Below are 17,496 nucleotides of genomic sequence, written 5' to 3' on the forward strand. Positions count from 1 at the left end.
ACGATGCTACTGACCGAGTTCCGTTCCGTGGTGGCCCGCAGAGGCGACGCCCTCGCGGTGATGATCCCCGACGGCGAACGCGTGACCTACGACGAGCTGTCGCTGCGGGTCGACCGTGCCCTCGGCTGGCTGCGGGCCCGCGGCATCGGCGAGGGCCAGGTGGTGGCTACCTGGCTGGACAACGGGATCGACTACGTGGCGCTGGTGTTCGCCCTGGCGGGCAGCGGCGCGATCCACGTGCCGATCAGCCGGTCGGCGACGCCGGAGCACATCGCCTGGCTGGTCGAGCAGACGAAACCGGCACTCGTCGTCGGCGCGGAGCCGCTGCCGGACGTCGTCGTCGAGCAGGTGACGACCGCAGAGCTGGCGACCGGCTCCGAGGTGATCGGCGCGCGGCCGTTCGCGGCGTACGAGGGCGCGTTCCGGCTGCTGGAGACGTCCGGCTCCACGGGGAAGCCCCGGCTCGTGACCTGGCGCCAGGACGACCTGCTCCACGACCGGCGACAGTGGATCACCTACACCGCGACGACCGCCTCCGACGTGCTGTTCAACCGCCACACCCTGGACGTCGCACACGGCTGCGACGTCCACCTGTTCCCGGCGCTGCTCTCGGGCGCCCTCCTGGTGCTGGCCGATCCGTCCGCCGCGCCCGACCAGTTGCTGCGGTGGCTGGAAGAGACCGGCGCCACCCTGTGCAGCGCACTGCCGAGGCACTACGAGTTGCTGACGCAGGCGGCACGCGGCCGGTCCGTCGACCTTTCCGCGTTGCGGATGCCGCTCTGCGGCGGTGCGTACCTGAGCGGCCAGGTTGTCGCCGACGCGGCCGAGGTGCTCGGTATCCATATTCGACGCATCTACGGCTCGACCGAGTTCGGCATCGTGCTGGGGAACATGGACGATGCCGTGCAGACCACCCGCGGTATGACCCCGGTCACCGGAGTGGGGATCAGGCTCGCTCCCCTCGACGCGGCGTGGCCGTCGATCGGTGAGGTGCTGGCCCGCTCGACACACACGAGCGTCGGCTACTTCGGTGACCTGGGGGCGACCTCCGCCACGTTCCGCGACGGCTGGTACTACACGGGGGATGTCGCCGAGTTCGACGGCGAGTACCGGATCCTCGGCCGTGTCGCCGACCTGCTCGGCGGCTCGGCCGGCCCGGTGTTCTGCCCGGGCGTCGAGGCCGCGCTGACAGCCGCATGCCCGATCACCGAAGCCGCCGTACTGGCGCCGTTGCCCGGGGAGACCGAGGGTGGGGCGCTCGTGGTGGCGACCCCCACCGCCGGGGTCGAGGACGAGCGCGTGCGCGCGGCGATCCGTGCCGTGCTCGAGGACCTGGGTGTGCGTGCGGAGATCGTGCTCGCCGCCACCATCCCCCATACCGCCGTCGGGAAGGTGGACAAGCCCGCCCTGCGCAAGGGGCGGACGTCGACAGTGCGCCAGCACTGACCGATGACGGACCGACGTCTCGGGAGCCGCTTCGCGGTCGCCTTCGAGGTCTTTGCCCTCCACGGCTGATCCCCGGTCGCGCACGGTGCGCCCGGGATCAGTGGCCTGATCAGGTCGTGTAGTCGGCGTTGATGCGGATGTAGCCGTCGGTGAGGTCGCAGCCGTAGACGGTGAACGAGCCGGCGGCGATCCCGAGGTCGATGTCGATCGTGACTTCCTTGCCACGCATGTAGTCCGCCGCCCGGTCCAAGAGGTCGTCGGCGGAGCTTTCGGGGAACATCAGCAGATCGCCGAAGCGGATCGCCACCCGGTCGGGGTCGATGTCGGTCTCGTCCTCCAGCTTGCCGATCGCCATCGCGACCCGGCCCCAGTTCGGATCGGCGCCGTGCACGGCGGTCTTGACCAGCGGCGAGTTCACGACGCTCTTGCCGACCAGCTTCGCCTGCGCGTCGTCACGCGCGCCACTCACCCGGACCTCGATGAGCTTGCTCGCGCCCTCGCCGTCGGAGGCGATGTCCCTGACCAGGTGCAGGGCCGCCTGGTGCAGCGTCTGCTCGAACTCTCCGAGGTCGACCGGGCCGGCAACGCCGTTCGCGAACACCGCGGCGGTGTCACTGGTCGAGGTGTCGGTGTCGATGCTGAGCGCGTTGAATGTGCGGTCGACCACGCGGCGGAAGATCGCGTCGAGGTCTTCCCTGTCGACCCGCGCATCGGTGAAGAAGAACGTCAGCAGCGTCGCCATGTTCGGCTCGATCATGCCGACGCCCTTGGCGATGCCGACGATCACGGCGTCACCACAGCGCAGCCGGACCACCTTGTGGCGCGTGTCCGTCGTCATGATCGCGCGCGCACTGGCGTCGAAGTCGGCGGTGGGGAACGGCCACGACAGCTCGTCGAGCCCCCGCCGGATCTGCGCCATCGGGTAGGGCCGCCCGATCACTCCGGTCGAGCCGATCAAGAGCTCGCCCGCGGGGATCCCGGCGACCTCGGCGACCCTGCGCTGGATCTCGGCGGCGTTCTCGGCGCCGACCTTCCCGGTCGCGACGTTGGCATTGCGGGAGAGCACGACCATGCCCCGGAGGCTCCCGGCCGCCGCGGACTGCCGACTGAGCTCGACGCTGGGCCCGGCGAACCGGGAGCGTGTGAACACCGCCGCCGACGTCGCGGGAACCTCGGACACGATGGCGGTAAAATCGTCACCGACGTCTTTGAGGCCCAGGTTCCTCGTCACGCCGAGGAAACCCTGTGGCACAAGAGAGGCCTGCGGCCCAAGGAAGTCTTGCGATTCAGCTGTCGACGACATCCGCTCACCAGTTTCATCCGTTGACCGCATTGTCCCATAGCCGCGTCCGGCCGCGTTCTCCGCCAATGAGCTGCGGCACCTGACGCCCGTGCTCGAACAGCACGCTGTGCGGCGGTGGCTGCCCGAGACCGATGGGCCGGTCGATCAGCACGAACCTCAGCCGACCGGCAGGGTCGACTCACGCATCACGACTCGACTCGGGAACTCCTCCGAGGTGGGCACACCGCCGTCGATGGCCGCGAAGAGCCGTTGGCCCGCAATGGCGCCGAGTTGTTTGAGATTCATGTCGATGCTGGTCAGGCGGGGCCGAGAGTGCGCGGAGATCACCTCCCAGTTGTCGAAGCCAATCACCGAGGTTGTGCCGGGGACGTCGCGTCCGAGGTCCCGCAGAGCATCCAGGACGCCCCGGGCGATCTGATCGCTGCCGCAGAAGATCGCGTCGACCTCGGCGTGCTGCTCGACGACCATGTGCGCCGCAGCCCGCCCCCAGGACTCGTCCCACGATCCGTAGTAAGGCCGCCCACCGGTCATGCTCAGGCCGGCGGCGGCGAGCGCCGCTGCCGCGCCCTCGGCGCGGTCCCGCGCCGCTTGGAACCCCGGCTCGCCGGTGATGTGGGCGATGTTGCGCCGACCGCAGGCCAGCAGGTGCTCGATGGCGAGTCGACCGCCTCCCACGTTGTCGACGGTGATTGAGATGTCGGCCGGGTCCGAGGAGGGGGCGTAGACATAGACCACCGGCACGGGGATGTTGCCGGCCAGCGGTGGACGGGCGTCGGTGCGGGAGCCCACCACGATCAGACCGTCCACCCGGCGCGAGAGCAGCGCGCGAACGTGGTGCTTCTCCCGGATGGCGTCACCGCGCGCGTCGCACAGGAAGACCGACACCTGGCCGGCGCCGAAGGCGTCCTCCGCTCCCATCAGGATGGGTATGGAGAAGCGTCCTTCGAGGTCGCTCGTCAAGAGGCCCACGGTGCCGGTGCGGCCACTGAGCAAGCCGCGGGCGAGGGCGTTCGGCGCGAAGGAGAGCAGTTCGGCTGCCTCCAGCACCCGGACCCTGGTGGTCGCCCGCACCTCGCTCCGCCCGTTGATCGCCTTGGAGGCGGTCGCGATGGACACTCCTGCGAGCTTGGCGACATCGGTGAGCGTGGGCGTGCGGTTGGTGGGCATCTCGGGCTCGTTGGCCATGTGGTGCTCCCTCCCGGCGACCGGCACAGGCGCGGTACGCGGCGACGGGCCGCCCTGGAGCGCCGTGACGACCACTCCTGGCGGACGAGGATCCTCAGTGCCTTTTCGGCGATGTTTCGGCGAGGGTTCGGGCACCGCATTGTCCCATCGAAGCTCTCACCTGGGCGGAACATTACACCGGCGAGCACCTGCGGCAGCTGCCAGGAAAGAACCGGCGGGTCGCCTCCCGAAATTTCCACCGAAACGCCACGGCGACGGATCCGGTCGGGTGGCGAGGGCAGGCCGGCCCTCGCCACCCCACCTCAGGGCTACGGCCTCACCTGGTCGCCGTCGAGCGCCTCGTACGGCGTTTCGATCTCGTCGGTCGCCGACCCACCGTCCACCGTCCCGGTGACCCTGACGGTTGCGATGCCTGCCGGCACCGACGTTCCACGCGCGTTGAACGCCTGGTAGACGGCCTTGCCCGGAGCGACACCAGCTACCGTCCGCGTGCCGTACACCGTGCTCAGCTCGATGGTAAGCGGCACATCGTCGGCGTTCTGGGCGGTGACGGAGACGTGCGCGTTGGCGCCGATGAACCGTGTGCGGACCTGCACCTCGACGTTCCAGGTGGGTGCTGGCGCGAGTTCCCTGTTCGAGCGGGCGGCGTACGAGACGACGAGATCCTTCTCCGCCGCGGTGAAGGCGCCCGCCGCGACGAACGCCTCGGCGGTCTGCGTAACGGTCGAGACGAACTGTCCGTGGTTGGCGAAGGGCGCCCGGTCCCACACCAGGTCGAGGAAGGTGGGACCGTCGGTGCCGGGCGAGGGGATTCCGGTCACCGGGATGTCGTACTTCGGCAGGCCGTCATTGCGCCTGCGATTGGGCACGCCGGTGTCGACCGAGCCGAAGACGATTGTCGGCTCGACCCGCCGGAAGTACGACGAGGCGGCCTGGGTGTCGGCGATGTGGTACGGCCGCAGGGTCAAGCCGTGCGTGCTGAAGAGGCGGTCACCCGCCGCCGTCGTGCTCGTGTGCGTGACTGCCGCGCGGGAGTAGTCGCCATCGCGCTTGAGGTGCCGGTAGAGCGAGAGTTCCCGGTAGTTGCCGACGCCCGGGTTCCCCAGGATCTGCATGAGGACCGGACCCCAGAAGATCGACTGCGTGTCGGGACGGTCCGGCGCCCGCTCGATCCGGATGCTGAACGGCATCCGGATCTCGATGGTGTCGCCGGGGTTCCAGGCCCGGTTCAGGGTCAGGTAGCTGCCGGGCGTAGCGGTGACGTTCTGAGCGGCGCCGTTGATCGTGACAAGGAAGCCCTTCCGCGCCCAGGACGGCACCCGCAGCTTGATCGCGAGCGGGCCGGTGCCCTGCACGGTCAACCGGGTGCGGTCCTCGCGCGGGTACGTGGTCTCCTGGGTGATGGTGAAGCCCTTCTCGGCCCAGGTCAGCGTCGACGACACGTACAGGTTGACCCAGAGCGTTCCACCGTCGGCGGACTTGAAGTAGATCGTCTCCTGGTACTTGGTGTGGTTCTCGAGACCCGTGCCGCCACAGCAGGTGCCGATATTGCCGTAGTCACGGGTGGCACCCGGGGTCAACGGCTGGAAGTAGGTGACCTGTGGGCTGCTGACACTGGCGCTGTCCGCCCGCGAACCGGCGATCTGGTTGATCAGACCGCGCTCGTAGTAGTCCATGTACGCCGGATCGTGCTCGTGGAAGAACAGGTTACGAGCCAGCTTGATCAGGTTGTAGGTGGTACACGTCTCGGCACCGCCCTGGGCGATCGAGTTGGCGATGTTCCCCCGGTTCTGGAACAGCTCGATGTTGTTGTTGGAGCCCGGGTAGTTGCCGCCCGTTCCCCCATTGGCGTACATCCGGTGCGGTACGACCATGCCGAAGAAGTTCTTGGCGGCCTGGAGGTAGTCCTGCTCGCCGCTGTGCTCGTAGACGCGCAGGTAGCCGACGAACTGCGGCACGTGCGAGTTGGCGTGCAGCCGATCCGGACGGCGACGACCGGGCCTGGTCTGTGGGGTCGTGACGAGGATGTCGCGGTTCTGGACGCAGGCGTCGAAGAGCGACTCCCGGTTGTCGAAGCGTTTGGCGGTGTCCAGGTGCCTCGCGTCGCCGGTGAGCGCGTAGATCTCTGGGAACACCTCGTTCGCGCCTCCGGTCTCGCCAGCGATGTAGAGGTCCCACATGTAGTTCAGGTTGTCCCGGGTGATCGGGCCCGTGTACGCGGGGTGGTTCTTGTCCCCGACGGTCAGGGCGAGGTGCGCCCACTCGGCCATCCGAATGACCACGTCGAGGGCCTTCTGGTTGTCGGTGTGGTAGTACGCGTCGAGCAGCCCTCGCATGATCTTGTGCTGCGTGTACCACGGTGCCCAGGTGTTGGCGCCCAGGTCACCGCCGTAGACGGCCCACCGTGGCGGGCCGAGTCGGAGGACCGCGTCCTCGGGGATCGCGCCCAGGTAGCCGGGATGGGTCGGGACCCAGAGGGCTCCCCCGCCGCTCTGGCTGGCCACGATGCCGCCGTCGCGGCCGTTGGGCGAGGCGTCCCTGATCGTGGAGCCGTCCTCCTCCTCGAACCGGTACCAGGCGATCGACCCGCCGCCGGTGCTCCCGGCCGCCGAGTCCAGCAGCGACTGGATCTCCTGCGCAGTCAGTGCCCGGTCGAAGATGTGGAACTCGTCGACGGTCGCGTCCAGGTACGCGTCGCCGTACTGGGAGCGTCCGATCCACCGGTTTCCCGGGTTTCCGAGGTTGGCCGGGCTGAGGGTCATGTTCGAGTTCTGGCCGACCTGTTGACCGTTCACGTACAGGGTGCCGGTGCGCTGGCTGAGGGTGACGGCGAGGTGCACCCACTGGTTGGTCGGCAGTGCGGCGGTACCGTCGATCCGCTGTTCACCACCGCTACCGCTGACCGTGATCGCGAACCTCGGCACGTTTCCGGTGACGCCGGCGCGGGGGGTCAGGAACATGTTGACCGTGGTGCTCTGACCGAAGTCGAACAGCCGACTCCAGTTCTGGGTGGAGGAGAGATTGACCCAGGTGGCGATGGTGAAGTCGGCGAGCTGGCTGATCGCCTCCTGGGGCAGGGTCACGTGCTGCGCCCGGCTGGGGCCGTTGAGGCGGAGGCCGCTGCCGAAGCGACCCGGCACCCGGCCGATCTGCGGTTCCTCCGGCTCCTCACCGCCCGGGTCGCCCCCGCCCATTCGCGCGGTGATCGCGGCCTGGCACGCCGCGAGTTCGTTGACCATCCAGTCGAGCTTGCTCTTGAAGATCGGCTCGCCATGGTCGGCGTAGCCCTGCGCCAGGGCCGTCATGAAGTGGCCGGCCCAGTGGCCGCTGAGCAGCCCACCGTCCTCCCAGCCCCCGGGGACGGAGACGCCCGCCGGGTTCGGTCGGCCGGCCTGGTTGTTGAACAACACGAGGAACCGCCGCTCGTCGAGCTGTCGGAGGTAGCTCTTCATGCGGTCGCGCTTCTCCTGGAGCAGGCCGTCGCCCAGCGTCACCTCGCGCAGCTGGAACGGCCGGACCGGGGCGGTGCCGCCGGGGCCGGGGTCGGCCGGGGTCACGGTGAGCGGACTCGGGCCGGCTGACGCGGTGGCTGCGTGGGCGGTGGCGGCGGGCAGCGTGCCTGCGGCCGCCGCGGTGACACCGATCGCGGACGCCTGGAGGACCTGACGGCGACTGACGGGCATCTTGTCGGAGAGAACCATTGCGGTCGTCCTTTCACGCGGGGGATCAGAAGGCTTGTGGCGCGCCGCCGGCGAGAGCCGATGTCCGGGCCTCTGCCCGACCCTCGTCCCGGGCGTCGGCGATCAGTTGCGCGAGTCGCCGCCGGCGTCGGCGCACTGTGCGTCGGACGGCGAGGGCCAGGACGGCGAGGACGGCAACGAGGGCCAGTTGCGGCCACGGCAGCGCCCAGATCGTCACGGTGGCGGTGGTGGGCCTGGTCTCGGCACCGGGGGAATCACCGCCCAGGATGGCCGGGGTGAGGTCGACGCGGGTCCCGAGTCGTCCCAGCGACCAGACACCGTCGAGGCGGCCCTCGACCTCGCGGCTGCCGCCGGGAAGTGTCTCCTCGACATTCGTCGTGGTGCGCCGCGTGGCCAGGTCGAGCGGGCCGGCGGCGGTCGTCCGCCCGGTGCCGGCCACCGCGACGTTGCCGTCGTTCGTCGTGGTGTATCTGAGGTGGACCGTGCCGGCCGAGAAGGGGTTCCACGAGCGCTCGTACCGGGCGGTGAGATTGCTGATGGCCAGGGACGCGGTGACCGTGCCGCTTGCCCGCAGCATGACCCGGAACCCGACCCGGCTCTCGACGGCGACCGTGCCTCCCGCGCTCGTGACCGCCGCCGCGATGCCGGCCGGGTGGTCCCCGGGCGTGGCGTCGCGGGGCGCCGTGATGGTGAACGGCACCACAGTCGTCTGGCGGGGCCCCACGCTGACCGTCTGCTGCACCCTGATCCAGGTGCCGCCGTCGGCCGACTGCTGGTTCGACGCAAGCATGTTGAAGCGGCCCTTGTCGGTGAGGTAGCCGTCGGCGGCCTTCAGCGCGAAGACCACGACGCCGTCGCTGAAGTTCCGCACGGCCAGGTGCTCGGTCACCACCTGCCCCGGGTCGAGCGTGCGCTCGACCCACCGGCGGCCATCCGGGCCCTGCTGGTTTGCGGGCTGGACCGCCCAGGTCAGCGTCGGAGTGGTCGGTTGCGCCGTCGCGGCGGCGGGTGCGACCGGCGCGGCGACGATCACCGCGGCCAGCACGGTGAGCAGTCGCAGCGGCGTCCGCGGCGAGGTCCGGATCATCGCGGGTCCTTCGACGGAGGGATGTGACGGGTGGGGGCCGCGTCGCCGCGACCCCCACCGGTGGGTCACTCGAACAGCGAGAGGGTCAACGTCGAGGTGTACGAGCCGGCGGCGACATCCGCCGGGGTGCGCAGGTACAGGTCGGCGTCCACCGAGTACGCGTCGCCGGTCACCGCCTCCGAGTCGAAGGTCGACACCAGCAGCTCCTGGTCGACCAGGCCCACGTTGTTGCCGGGCTGGGTCGGCTCGTCGAGGACGGTCACCACCTCCTCGCCCTCGGCGACCAGGCCGGTGTCGCCGCCGTCGAGCAGGCGCGGCTTCCACCCGAGATGTCCCGCGCTGATCGGCGTCTGACCGGCGCCGCCGACGAAATCGGTGGCGCTACCCAGCACGGCCCAGGCGGCGTTGTCGGGCACCTCCTCCGGCGTACGGGTGTCGGTCACCGTCACCGTTGGCAGGCTGCCGACGAACTGACGGACGAGCAGGGTCGAGCCGTCCTCGGACAGCGCGACCGAGTCGCCGGCGATCGACATGGCGAGCACGCCGGGTTCGGTGATCTCCTCGATGTCGACCGTCACCCGTACGTCGCTGCTGTCGCCGGGCTCGGCCTGGACCGGCGTCTGCATCGCCACCGTCCCGACCAGCACCGCACCCGCGGCACCGGCCGCGAACAACCGCCTACGGTTTCCTGTTCTCATCTGCTGCTCCTTCGTCGCTGGTGGTTAGGGGGCCTGACGGGGATCGCCGGCACAGTCGGCGCCGACGTGGTCTGCGGTGCGGACGGTCGTCACGTCGGTACCGTTGACGGGCGCGGTGGCCCGGACGGTCACCGACCCGGCCGGGATCGAGACCGCCCGGGTGGCGAACGACTGGTAGGCGTTCGCACCGGGCGCCACGTCCGCGACGAGCCGCTGGCCGTACGCCGTCTCCAGGAGGATGTCCACCGGTACGTCGTGGTCGTTGCGTGCCTGAACTGCCACGTACGCCCGGCCGCCGACACACCTCGTCTGCGCGCTGACCGTGACGGGCAACGCGGGTTGGACTCCCGGGTCGTCCGCGACGACGCGCCACTCGGTGATCGCGACCGCCGAGTAGGTGGTGCCGTTGCCGTTGGCCCGGACGGTGGCGCGCACCCTGGGCGTCGTGACGGGGTCGAAGGAGACGGTGTTGAACGCGGTGGTGCTGGTGCCGTAGGGGGAAGCCCCGGTCACGTCGCGCCAGGCCGCGCCGGCCTCGTCCCAGTACTGCAGCACCCAACCGTCCGGCTGGGCGACGCCGTCGCCGGAACCCTGGTTGGAGTCCCGCCAGAACTTCAGCTCCGTGCCGGTGATGCGCACCGGTCGCGCCCAGTCGTACTGGACCCACTGGGTCGCCGGGCGGGTGCCGGACCAGGTGCCCCAGATTTGCGCCTGGCTCGGGTTGGACGGGTCGGCGCCGTCGTTGAGGGCGGTGACGCTGTTCCAGCCGGCCGTGTAGGAGGCCGTCGGGGTCGCGATGGGCCCGATGTTGCCGGCGAGCGGCCCGGACAGGTCCGCCGGGATGGTGACCGTCTTCGCGGTCTCCAGGTTCCCCGCCACATCGAGCGCGCGGAACGACACGGTGTGCCGGTTCGAGTCAGGCGCCGCGATGGCTCCGCTGTAGGCGGTCCACGCGCCGGTGCCGGTGGCGTACTCGATGCGGGCGACCCCGGAGGTCGCGTCGCTGGCGGTCACCGTGACCGCCCGGGTGGCGTTGTCCACGGTGGCCGTGCTCGTCGGTGGCGTCGCGTCGATGTTTACCGAAAGGGTCGCGGGCGGCGAGACGTTGCCCGCACGGTCGGTCACCGTCGCTCGGACGCTGTGCTGACCGTCGCCGGAGACAGTCACGTCGGCGGACCGCACGGCGCTCGCGACGACCGGCTCGCCGTCGTCCACCCGCGACTCGATGGTCAACCGACCGCCACCGTCGTCGACACCGGCGAGACGTACCCGCACCGCCGACCGGAACCAGCCGGCGCCGCCAGCGCTGCCGCTGGGCGTGAGCGTCAGCGTCGGCGGGGTCTCGTCGCCCTCGGTGTCCTCCGGCGAGATGACCCGGACCGGCGCGGAGACGCGACCGGCGGCGTAGCCGAGGACGCTGCCCCCGATCGTGAACGTCCCGGGTGTCGCGACATTCTCGGGCGTGACCGGGTCCCAGAAGACCGGCAGCCGCAGCGTATCCGCGCCGAACGCCACGGGAAGGCTGTCGGGCAGTTCGGTCTCCCCCACCTCCACCGTCATCCCGGGGGCCGTGACGGACACCGGCTGTGCGGCGAGGACCTTCCACTCCTCCACCGCCACCGCGGAGTAGGTGCTGCCATTGGTGGACGCGTCGAACACGGCCCGAACCTGGGTCGTGGTCACCGGGTCGAACGTGGTGTCCTGGAAGCCCACCGTGCTGGTCGGGAAGCCACTCGGGTTCGGCACGTCGGCCCACTGACCGCTGGCGAGATCCCAGTACTGGATACGCCAGCGGGCGGGGGCGGCGACGCCCGTTCCGGTGCCCTGCGGCTGGTCGTTCCAGAAGTCGATCTGCGATCCGGAGATCCGCATCGGCTGGTCCCACGTGTACTGCACCCACTGCTGGGGCGGGTTGTTGCCCGTCCACGTCCCCCACATGTCCGGTGGCAGCGGGTTCGACCGGACGGTCTCGTCATTGAGCGCCTTCGCCCAGTACTGCGTGGGTACCGGCTCGTTGGAGACGGTGACCCTCGCTGCCTGGGCGATGTTCGCCCGCGGGGTCCGGTCCGGCCCCTTGACCGGCGTCGGCGTGACGAGCTTCAACCTCGGAGGGCTCTGCGTGTCGTCCCACTCGACCGGGTCGATCGCCACCGATCGGCGGAAGTGGCCGCCGCCCACGGCGTCGGCGGTGTGGTACGCCATGTACCACCTGCCGTTGAACTCCAGGATGCCCGGATGGCTCGTCGTCGAGGAGACCGGTCGGAGCATGGTGCCCCGGTAGGTCCACGGTCCCTCGAGCGACGACGCCGTCGCGTACGCGATGCAGGCGTGGTAGTTCGCCGGGGTGCACGCCGATGTCGGACCGGCGTTGTTCCCGGCGTACGCCATGTAGTAGGTGCCGTTGCGCTTGAAGGCCCAGGCCGCCTCGAAGAAGCCGGTCAGGCCGGTGACCGAGCGCTGGGTGGTGACCGGGGTCTTCATGTCCTGCTGGAGCTCGATCATCCGCAGTTGGCTGAACGAGCCCCACCAGAGGTACACCCGCTGGTTCGGTGCGGTGCCGTCGATCAGGATCGTCGGGTCGATGTTGTGGATGGTGTTCGCTGTCGGCACGCGTTGGGAGATGATCGGCCCGCCCGCGTGGTCGGTCCACGGACCGGTGGGGCTGCCGGAGACGGCCACGCCGATCGCGAACGTGTCGGACGCCGGGCTGTCCCGTTCGTTGATCGGTACGTACCAGTAGTAGCGCCCGTCCACGCCCCGGACGACCTGGCCCGCGTACGCGCGGCCCGGCGTCGCCCAGGAGAAGACCTGCTCCGGGCGCATCAGCGATGGGTAGTGGGTCCACTGGCCGGCCTGGACGTCCGAGGTACGGAACGCGCCCCACTCGTTCATGATGAAGTCGTTGGTCGACGGCCCGGCCTGGTCATGGCCGGTGTAGATGTAGAGCTGGTCCTGGCCCGTGTCGTTGCCGGGGACACCGGCCGGCACGACGACCGGCGCCGGATCGGCCGAGTAGTAGCTGCCGTCGCCGAGGATCGGGTTGACGGTGTTGGTGAAGGTGTACGAGTCGGCCGCGTAGGCGGGCGCGGCGAGCCCGACCAGGCCGGCGGCGACGAGCCCGGAGACCGCCGTCGCGGCGAGCGTCCGGTGGATCCGGCGCGCCGGCCGGCGGGTCGGTGGGGCGGCGCCGTGCACCACTGTGGTGTTCACGGTGTCGATCTCCTCACTGTTGTCCGGAGGTGGTGGCGGCGCCGGTGCGGCGCCGCCACCACACAGGGTCAGCCGCAGGCGAGCGCGCCGAACGGCGCCTCGAACGCCACCGTCACCGGCTGGCCGTCCACGTTGCCGGTGGCCTTCACCGTCGCGACTCCGGTCGGCACCGACTCGGCGCGGGTGGTGAACGCCTGGTACGCGGACCTGCCGGGGGCGACGCTGGACACCGTGCGCGACCCGTACGGCGTGATCAGCTCGATGCTCAGCGGCACGTCCCCGGCGTTGCGCGCGTCGACAGCGACGTAGGCGCGGGTGCCGATGCACTGCGTGCGCGCCTGCACCTCGACGTTCCACGTCGGGGTCTGCGGCGGGTCGCCCACGATGAGGGTCAACGTGGTCCGCGTGGCCCCGGCCTGGCTGACGTAGTCGGGCAGGATCAGGTTGCCGATGACGGTGTAGCGACCGGGGGTGTCGACGATGTCCTCGTCGAACTCCCAGTCGACGCCGATCGCCTGGTTGTCGCGGGAGCCGTCGTTGTAGGAGACCTCCACCTTGTCCGGCAGGTGCGGCAGCTCCCCCACGTCGACGGACCGCTCGAACGCCTCGGCGCCCTGGACCGAGATGCCGCCCGGCGCCGTCTCGGGCCGCACGTAGACGCGGGCCTCGGCGATGAGGCCGTACGCGTCGTTAGTGCCGTAGACCACGAACGGCTCGACGTTGGTCTCCGCGACCATCGCCGGCGTGATCTCCTGCCAGTTGAACGCGACGCTGCCCCGTGCCCCGCCGGCGTAGACCGCGTCGAGCGTGCCCGGCAGGGTGGGCACCTCGCCCACTGTGGTCCGGACGAGCACGGGCGAGCGCACCGAGTCGACCGTCTCGCCGTTGGCACGCCAGCGCAGCACGCCGGTGCCCGCGCCGCCGTCCATCAGGCCCCAGATCCGGATGCGCAGATAGCTGGTGGTGACCGGTTGGAAGTCGAAGTGGTTGTAGGCGTTGGTGGCGAGCCCGTTCCCGTACGTCGAGTCCCCGGTGAGGGTCACCGGCGTCCAGGTGGTGCCGTCCGCGGAACTCTCGATCGCGTACGTGGTGCCGGTGGGTCGGCGGGTGCCGCCGTTGTCGTCGTACCAGTAGATGTCGGTCGAGGACAGGCGTACCGGCGCGGTCCACCGGTACTGGATCCAGGCCTCCCGCTCGGGGCTGGTGCCGTTCTGCGGCTGGCCCCAGTTGCCCCAGCCGTTTCCGGCCCCCGGGTTCGAGCTGGTCGGGGTGGTGCTCTCCTTGACCCGCTGGTGGTTCTCCCACGACGCGGTACCGCTGGTGCTGATCGTCGCCGAGGAGCCGAACTCCGCGACCACCTCCCGCTTGGCGAGCGTCACCGCCACTGCAGCCTCTGACCGTTTCTCGCCGTCGCCGGCGAAGAGCCGGAACACGTAGTCACCCTCGACGGTGCCGGTCACCCGCGTGGTCAGTGCCCTCGGGTCGGAGAAGATGACGCCGGCTCCGGGCGGGGCCGAGACGGTCTCCCAGCCGTACGTCAGCTCGCTGTCGTAGGGGATACCGTCGTCGGACGCCGTGCCGACGAGCCGGGTGGACAGGTTGCCGTCCGCCGCGCCGTCGCGCGCGGCGCTGACCACAGGCGCCTGGTTGGACACCTCCGGTACGTCGCGTCCCGAGTCGAACACCTGGATCTCGGAGATCGCTGTGTAGAAGGTCGGGTTGTTCGTGAACGCGATGCGCAGCTTGTTCGCCGTGACGTTGTGGAACAGCGCCTCGTTGAACTTCGCCGACGGGACGGTCGGGTTCTTGAACTGGCCCGGCACCTCCTTCCAGCCGCCGTTGCCGTCGGGCACCTGCACCCACCAGCGTGCGGGTTCGCGGTAGCCACCGGCCTGGCGGTCGCTGACCGCGTACACCTTCACGTTGTCGAAGGACGTGGCCGACCCGAGGTCGAGCTCGACGTAGCCGTTCTTGTCGGTGGTGCCGTAGTTGCCCCAGTACGGCTCGTTGGCGGTGACGCCGTCGGTCACGGCCGCGAGCGACACCGGCCGCTCGGTCTCCTTGATGGCGCCGGGTGTGTGGTTCATCGAGGTGCTGCTCCAGCCGGGCGTGTGGAACTGCCGCCACGGCGTCGGCCGCACGCCCTGCTGGGTGTACGACGAGCTGAGGCGAGCGCCTGACGCCAGGTTCGGCGCGTCCTCGGTGAGGTCGATGCCGGCCGTCTTCAGGTACTCGACGACGCGGGTGTCCTCGATCGGGGTGTCGACAGCGCTCGGGACGTCGGCCCCGGTCGTCGCGGTGAACGTGACGGTCAGGCCGTCCTCGGCCTGGACCTGGTTGGTACGCGGGTCGTAGGTGAGCTTGCCGAGCTTGTCGGTGCTGACCTTCTTCTGACCGTTGAGGAAGAGGCTGTAGCCGGCGGCCAGGCCGTATTTGCTGCCGTCGGGGTCCCAGACGATGGTGACGTCCTGTCCGTGGTAGCGCAGGTTGTTGGCCATGAAGTGGTCGTAGCCGAACGTGATCGGCGACAGCTCGATCTTGTCGTCGGAGCGTGGCTGGAGGCCTGCCATGTCCTCGACGAAGATGTAGTTCATGTTGCCGAGCATCACGTGGTTCGGGTTGTTGCGGTTGTAGGTCTTCGTGGTCGGGTTCCAGTTGGAGTAGTACTCCGCCTGATTCGGGGCGCGCAGGTCAGCGTTCGGGTAGATGCTCCAGGCCATCCAGTCCAGCAGCCGCTTGGCGTACGCCGGGGTGATGTATTTCTGCTGCGGGTCGTAGTGGCGCAGCGCCGAGCGGACACCGCGGTACTGCACCGTGAAGTTGATGTTGGAAAAGTTGTTGGAGCCGCCGATCCCGTAGGCCGTCCGGTCGTACTGGTTGGCGGTGTAGAACGGGAAGATCGGGAAGTTGTCGCCGTAGGTCAGGAATCGGAACCCGTCGACGTAGTTCTGCCACTGGTCGGACGGGATGAGGTTCTCGGCGTAGACGTCGTAGAGGTTCGACTCCCGGGCCGGGATCAGGTCGCGCGCCGACGCGGGCAGCGGGTTGGGTCGACCGTTGGCGGTGGCCGCGCTGCTGGCGCCGTGCGACGTGCCGGCGAGGAACATCCGCATGTCGGGGCTCCACAGCCGATCGAGGATCGCCGCGCGGATGTTCTCGGCACCGCCGGCCATCTCGTCGACCTTGCCCTGGTCGGCCCCGGCGATCTGGTAGAGCTGGCGGGCGGCGTCGAAAGCGCCCCACACGTACGCCGACTCGGGGCGCTCGATGGTGCGCGCGCCGGGTGCGCCGGCGTTGGTCTTCGGATAGCCGAAGGTGATCGCGTCGGCGTCGTTGCCGGGCATGTAGTTGGTGTCGTAGGCGATGAGGTTGTCGTCGTTGCCGTCGTAGTGCTCCAGCTGGCCGACACCGTCGCCCTCGAAGTAGCGGGCGAACTTCTGGGCGATCTCCTTCCCGCCGCCGTGCACGTTGTAGGCCTCGAGCCCGGCGGTACCGAGGTACTGCGAGTAGTGGTTGTTCCAGCTCGTGTGCCCCGGGCTGTCCAGGAAGGCCGAGGAACCGGACAGCTCGCCGATGTTGAGGACCTGGCCGTACGGCAGGTAGGGGGTGCGCAGCCACTTGGTGTCCTGAAGGTGCATCGGCTGGGTCAGCGCGACGGCGTTCTGGTAGAGGTTCACCCCCTCGATCGTCGTGGGGTACTGGTAGACGTGGCCGGGCGCGTTGGCGTCGAGCGTGTTGTACCGCTCGCCCCACCACCGGTAGACAATGGCCTTCTCCAGCGCGGGGTCGGGCACGTCGATGTAGGGCACGTCCTGCGCCCAACGGCGGTTGAACGCGGTGATGCCGGTGCGCACGGCCGCGGCCGGCGACATGGCGGCGTACTCCTGGTAGCTCTGCACCGTCTGCGGCAGCGTGGCCGAGGAGACAGCGCCGACCACCGACAGCGAGACCGTGCCGCCGGCCGGCACGGTGATCTGGCGGTCGAGGTTGGCTCCGGTACGACTGAAGCCGGCACCGGTGAGGTCGACCCGGACCGAGTCCCACGCGGTGTCGACGAGCCCGTTGTTGGAACCGCTGGTGATGGTGCGCGTGCCGGTCAGCGTCGCCGTGCCCGGCCCTGCCTGGGTGGCCAGCGGTGACGCGGCACGGACGGTGAGGGTGGCCGGCGCGTCGCCGGGGTTGCCGAAGTCGATGGCGGTGACGGCGACGTTGTCATCGGTGATGAACTTGGTCTGGTCGGCGGTGACGCCGGTGGTCCCGATCGTGTACCGGGTCCTGGCGTGGCTCGGCGCGTTGAAGCGGTCGGCGTTGACCTCGGTGACGGTCTGGCCGGGCACCGTCACGGTGTACAGGTTGCCGAGGTTGTTCGGACCACCGACGTACGCGCTGCCGGCGAAGCCCATGCTGGTGAAGTTGTTGTTGCTCGCGCCGCGCATGTAGAGGGAGCGACCCCGGGTCATCAGCACCGCCGACCCGAGCGTTCCGGGGACGCCCAGCACGCGGTCGAGATAGTAGTCCGTGCCGCCGGAGGCCAGATCCTTCTCGAAGATGGACTGGTGCATGTTCCCCGCGGTGAAGGGCACACCGGGCTTGAGCTGGTTGGCGACGTCGCCGACGTTGCTGTAGACCGGGTCGCCGATCTCCATGGCGTGGTTCTGCCCGTTGGTGTAGACACCGACGTCACCCTCGTTGCCCGGCAGGATCGGGCTGGCGGCGTTGGCCGGGGACGGTACGCCGACCGCCCCTCCCACCACCAGCGCGGCCAGGGTGGCCCAGAGGGGCACCCTCCTCACTCGTCTATGGATCATGTCGTTCCTCCTTGTCGTCGTGCGGCTGAACGGATGAGGCGGGTGCACGAGTTAGCGC

At 69.7% G+C, this 17,496-nt stretch carries 9 protein-coding genes; 1 reads left to right on the forward strand and 8 read right to left on the reverse strand.

Annotated features, from left to right (window positions below; translation table 11 throughout):
• Positions 1-3 precede the first annotated feature (3 nt).
• Positions 4-1,446 (forward strand): class I adenylate-forming enzyme family protein, encoded by a 1,443-nt coding sequence (locus ACQP0U_RS20965; RefSeq protein WP_433309624.1) that lies wholly within the window; start codon positions 4-6, stop codon positions 1,444-1,446.
• A 109-nt stretch (positions 1,447-1,555) separates the two neighbouring features.
• Here ACQP0U_RS20965 and argJ read toward each other — a convergent pair whose 3' ends face one another.
• From argJ to ACQP0U_RS21005, 8 genes are all read right to left on the reverse strand, one after another.
• Positions 1,556-2,749 (reverse strand): bifunctional glutamate N-acetyltransferase/amino-acid acetyltransferase ArgJ, encoded by a 1,194-nt coding sequence (argJ, locus tag ACQP0U_RS20970; protein WP_433309627.1) that lies wholly within the window; start codon positions 2,747-2,749, stop codon positions 1,556-1,558.
• Between the two features lie 13 nt (positions 2,750-2,762).
• Complete coding sequence (locus ACQP0U_RS20975; RefSeq protein ID WP_433309630.1) at positions 2,763-2,900, reverse strand: hypothetical protein; 138 nt, start codon at positions 2,898-2,900, stop codon at positions 2,763-2,765.
• A gap of 5 nt (positions 2,901-2,905) precedes the next feature.
• A complete protein-coding gene (locus tag ACQP0U_RS20980) occupies positions 2,906-3,934 on the reverse strand; it encodes a LacI family DNA-binding transcriptional regulator (RefSeq protein WP_433309633.1) in 1,029 nt (342 codons plus the stop codon).
• Between the two features lie 308 nt (positions 3,935-4,242).
• Entirely contained in the window at positions 4,243-7,635 is a 3,393-nt protein-coding gene (locus ACQP0U_RS20985) for a beta-L-arabinofuranosidase domain-containing protein (RefSeq protein ID WP_433309635.1), read from the reverse strand.
• A gap of 25 nt (positions 7,636-7,660) precedes the next feature.
• Positions 7,661-8,722 carry a COG1470 family protein gene (locus ACQP0U_RS20990; RefSeq protein ID WP_433309638.1) on the reverse strand — a complete coding sequence of 354 codons (1,062 nt, stop codon included), beginning with the start codon at positions 8,720-8,722 and terminating at the stop codon, positions 7,661-7,663.
• Between the two features lie 65 nt (positions 8,723-8,787).
• Positions 8,788-9,420 carry a hypothetical protein gene (locus tag ACQP0U_RS20995; RefSeq protein ID WP_433309640.1) on the reverse strand — a complete coding sequence of 211 codons (633 nt, stop codon included), beginning with the start codon at positions 9,418-9,420 and terminating at the stop codon, positions 8,788-8,790.
• Between the two features lie 24 nt (positions 9,421-9,444).
• A complete protein-coding gene (locus ACQP0U_RS21000) occupies positions 9,445-12,630 on the reverse strand; it encodes a family 43 glycosylhydrolase (RefSeq protein ID WP_433309643.1) in 3,186 nt (1,061 codons plus the stop codon).
• Between the two features lie 68 nt (positions 12,631-12,698).
• Positions 12,699-17,438: a galactose-binding domain-containing protein gene (locus ACQP0U_RS21005; RefSeq protein WP_433309646.1), complete on the reverse strand. Its 4,740-nt coding sequence runs from the start codon at positions 17,436-17,438 to the stop codon at positions 12,699-12,701.
• Between the last annotated feature and the right edge of the window lie 58 nt (positions 17,439-17,496).

Origin of the sequence: Micromonospora sp. CA-269861 (genome assembly GCF_050948505.1) — a bacterium.
Taxonomy (GTDB): Bacteria; Actinomycetota; Actinomycetes; order Mycobacteriales; family Micromonosporaceae; genus Micromonospora.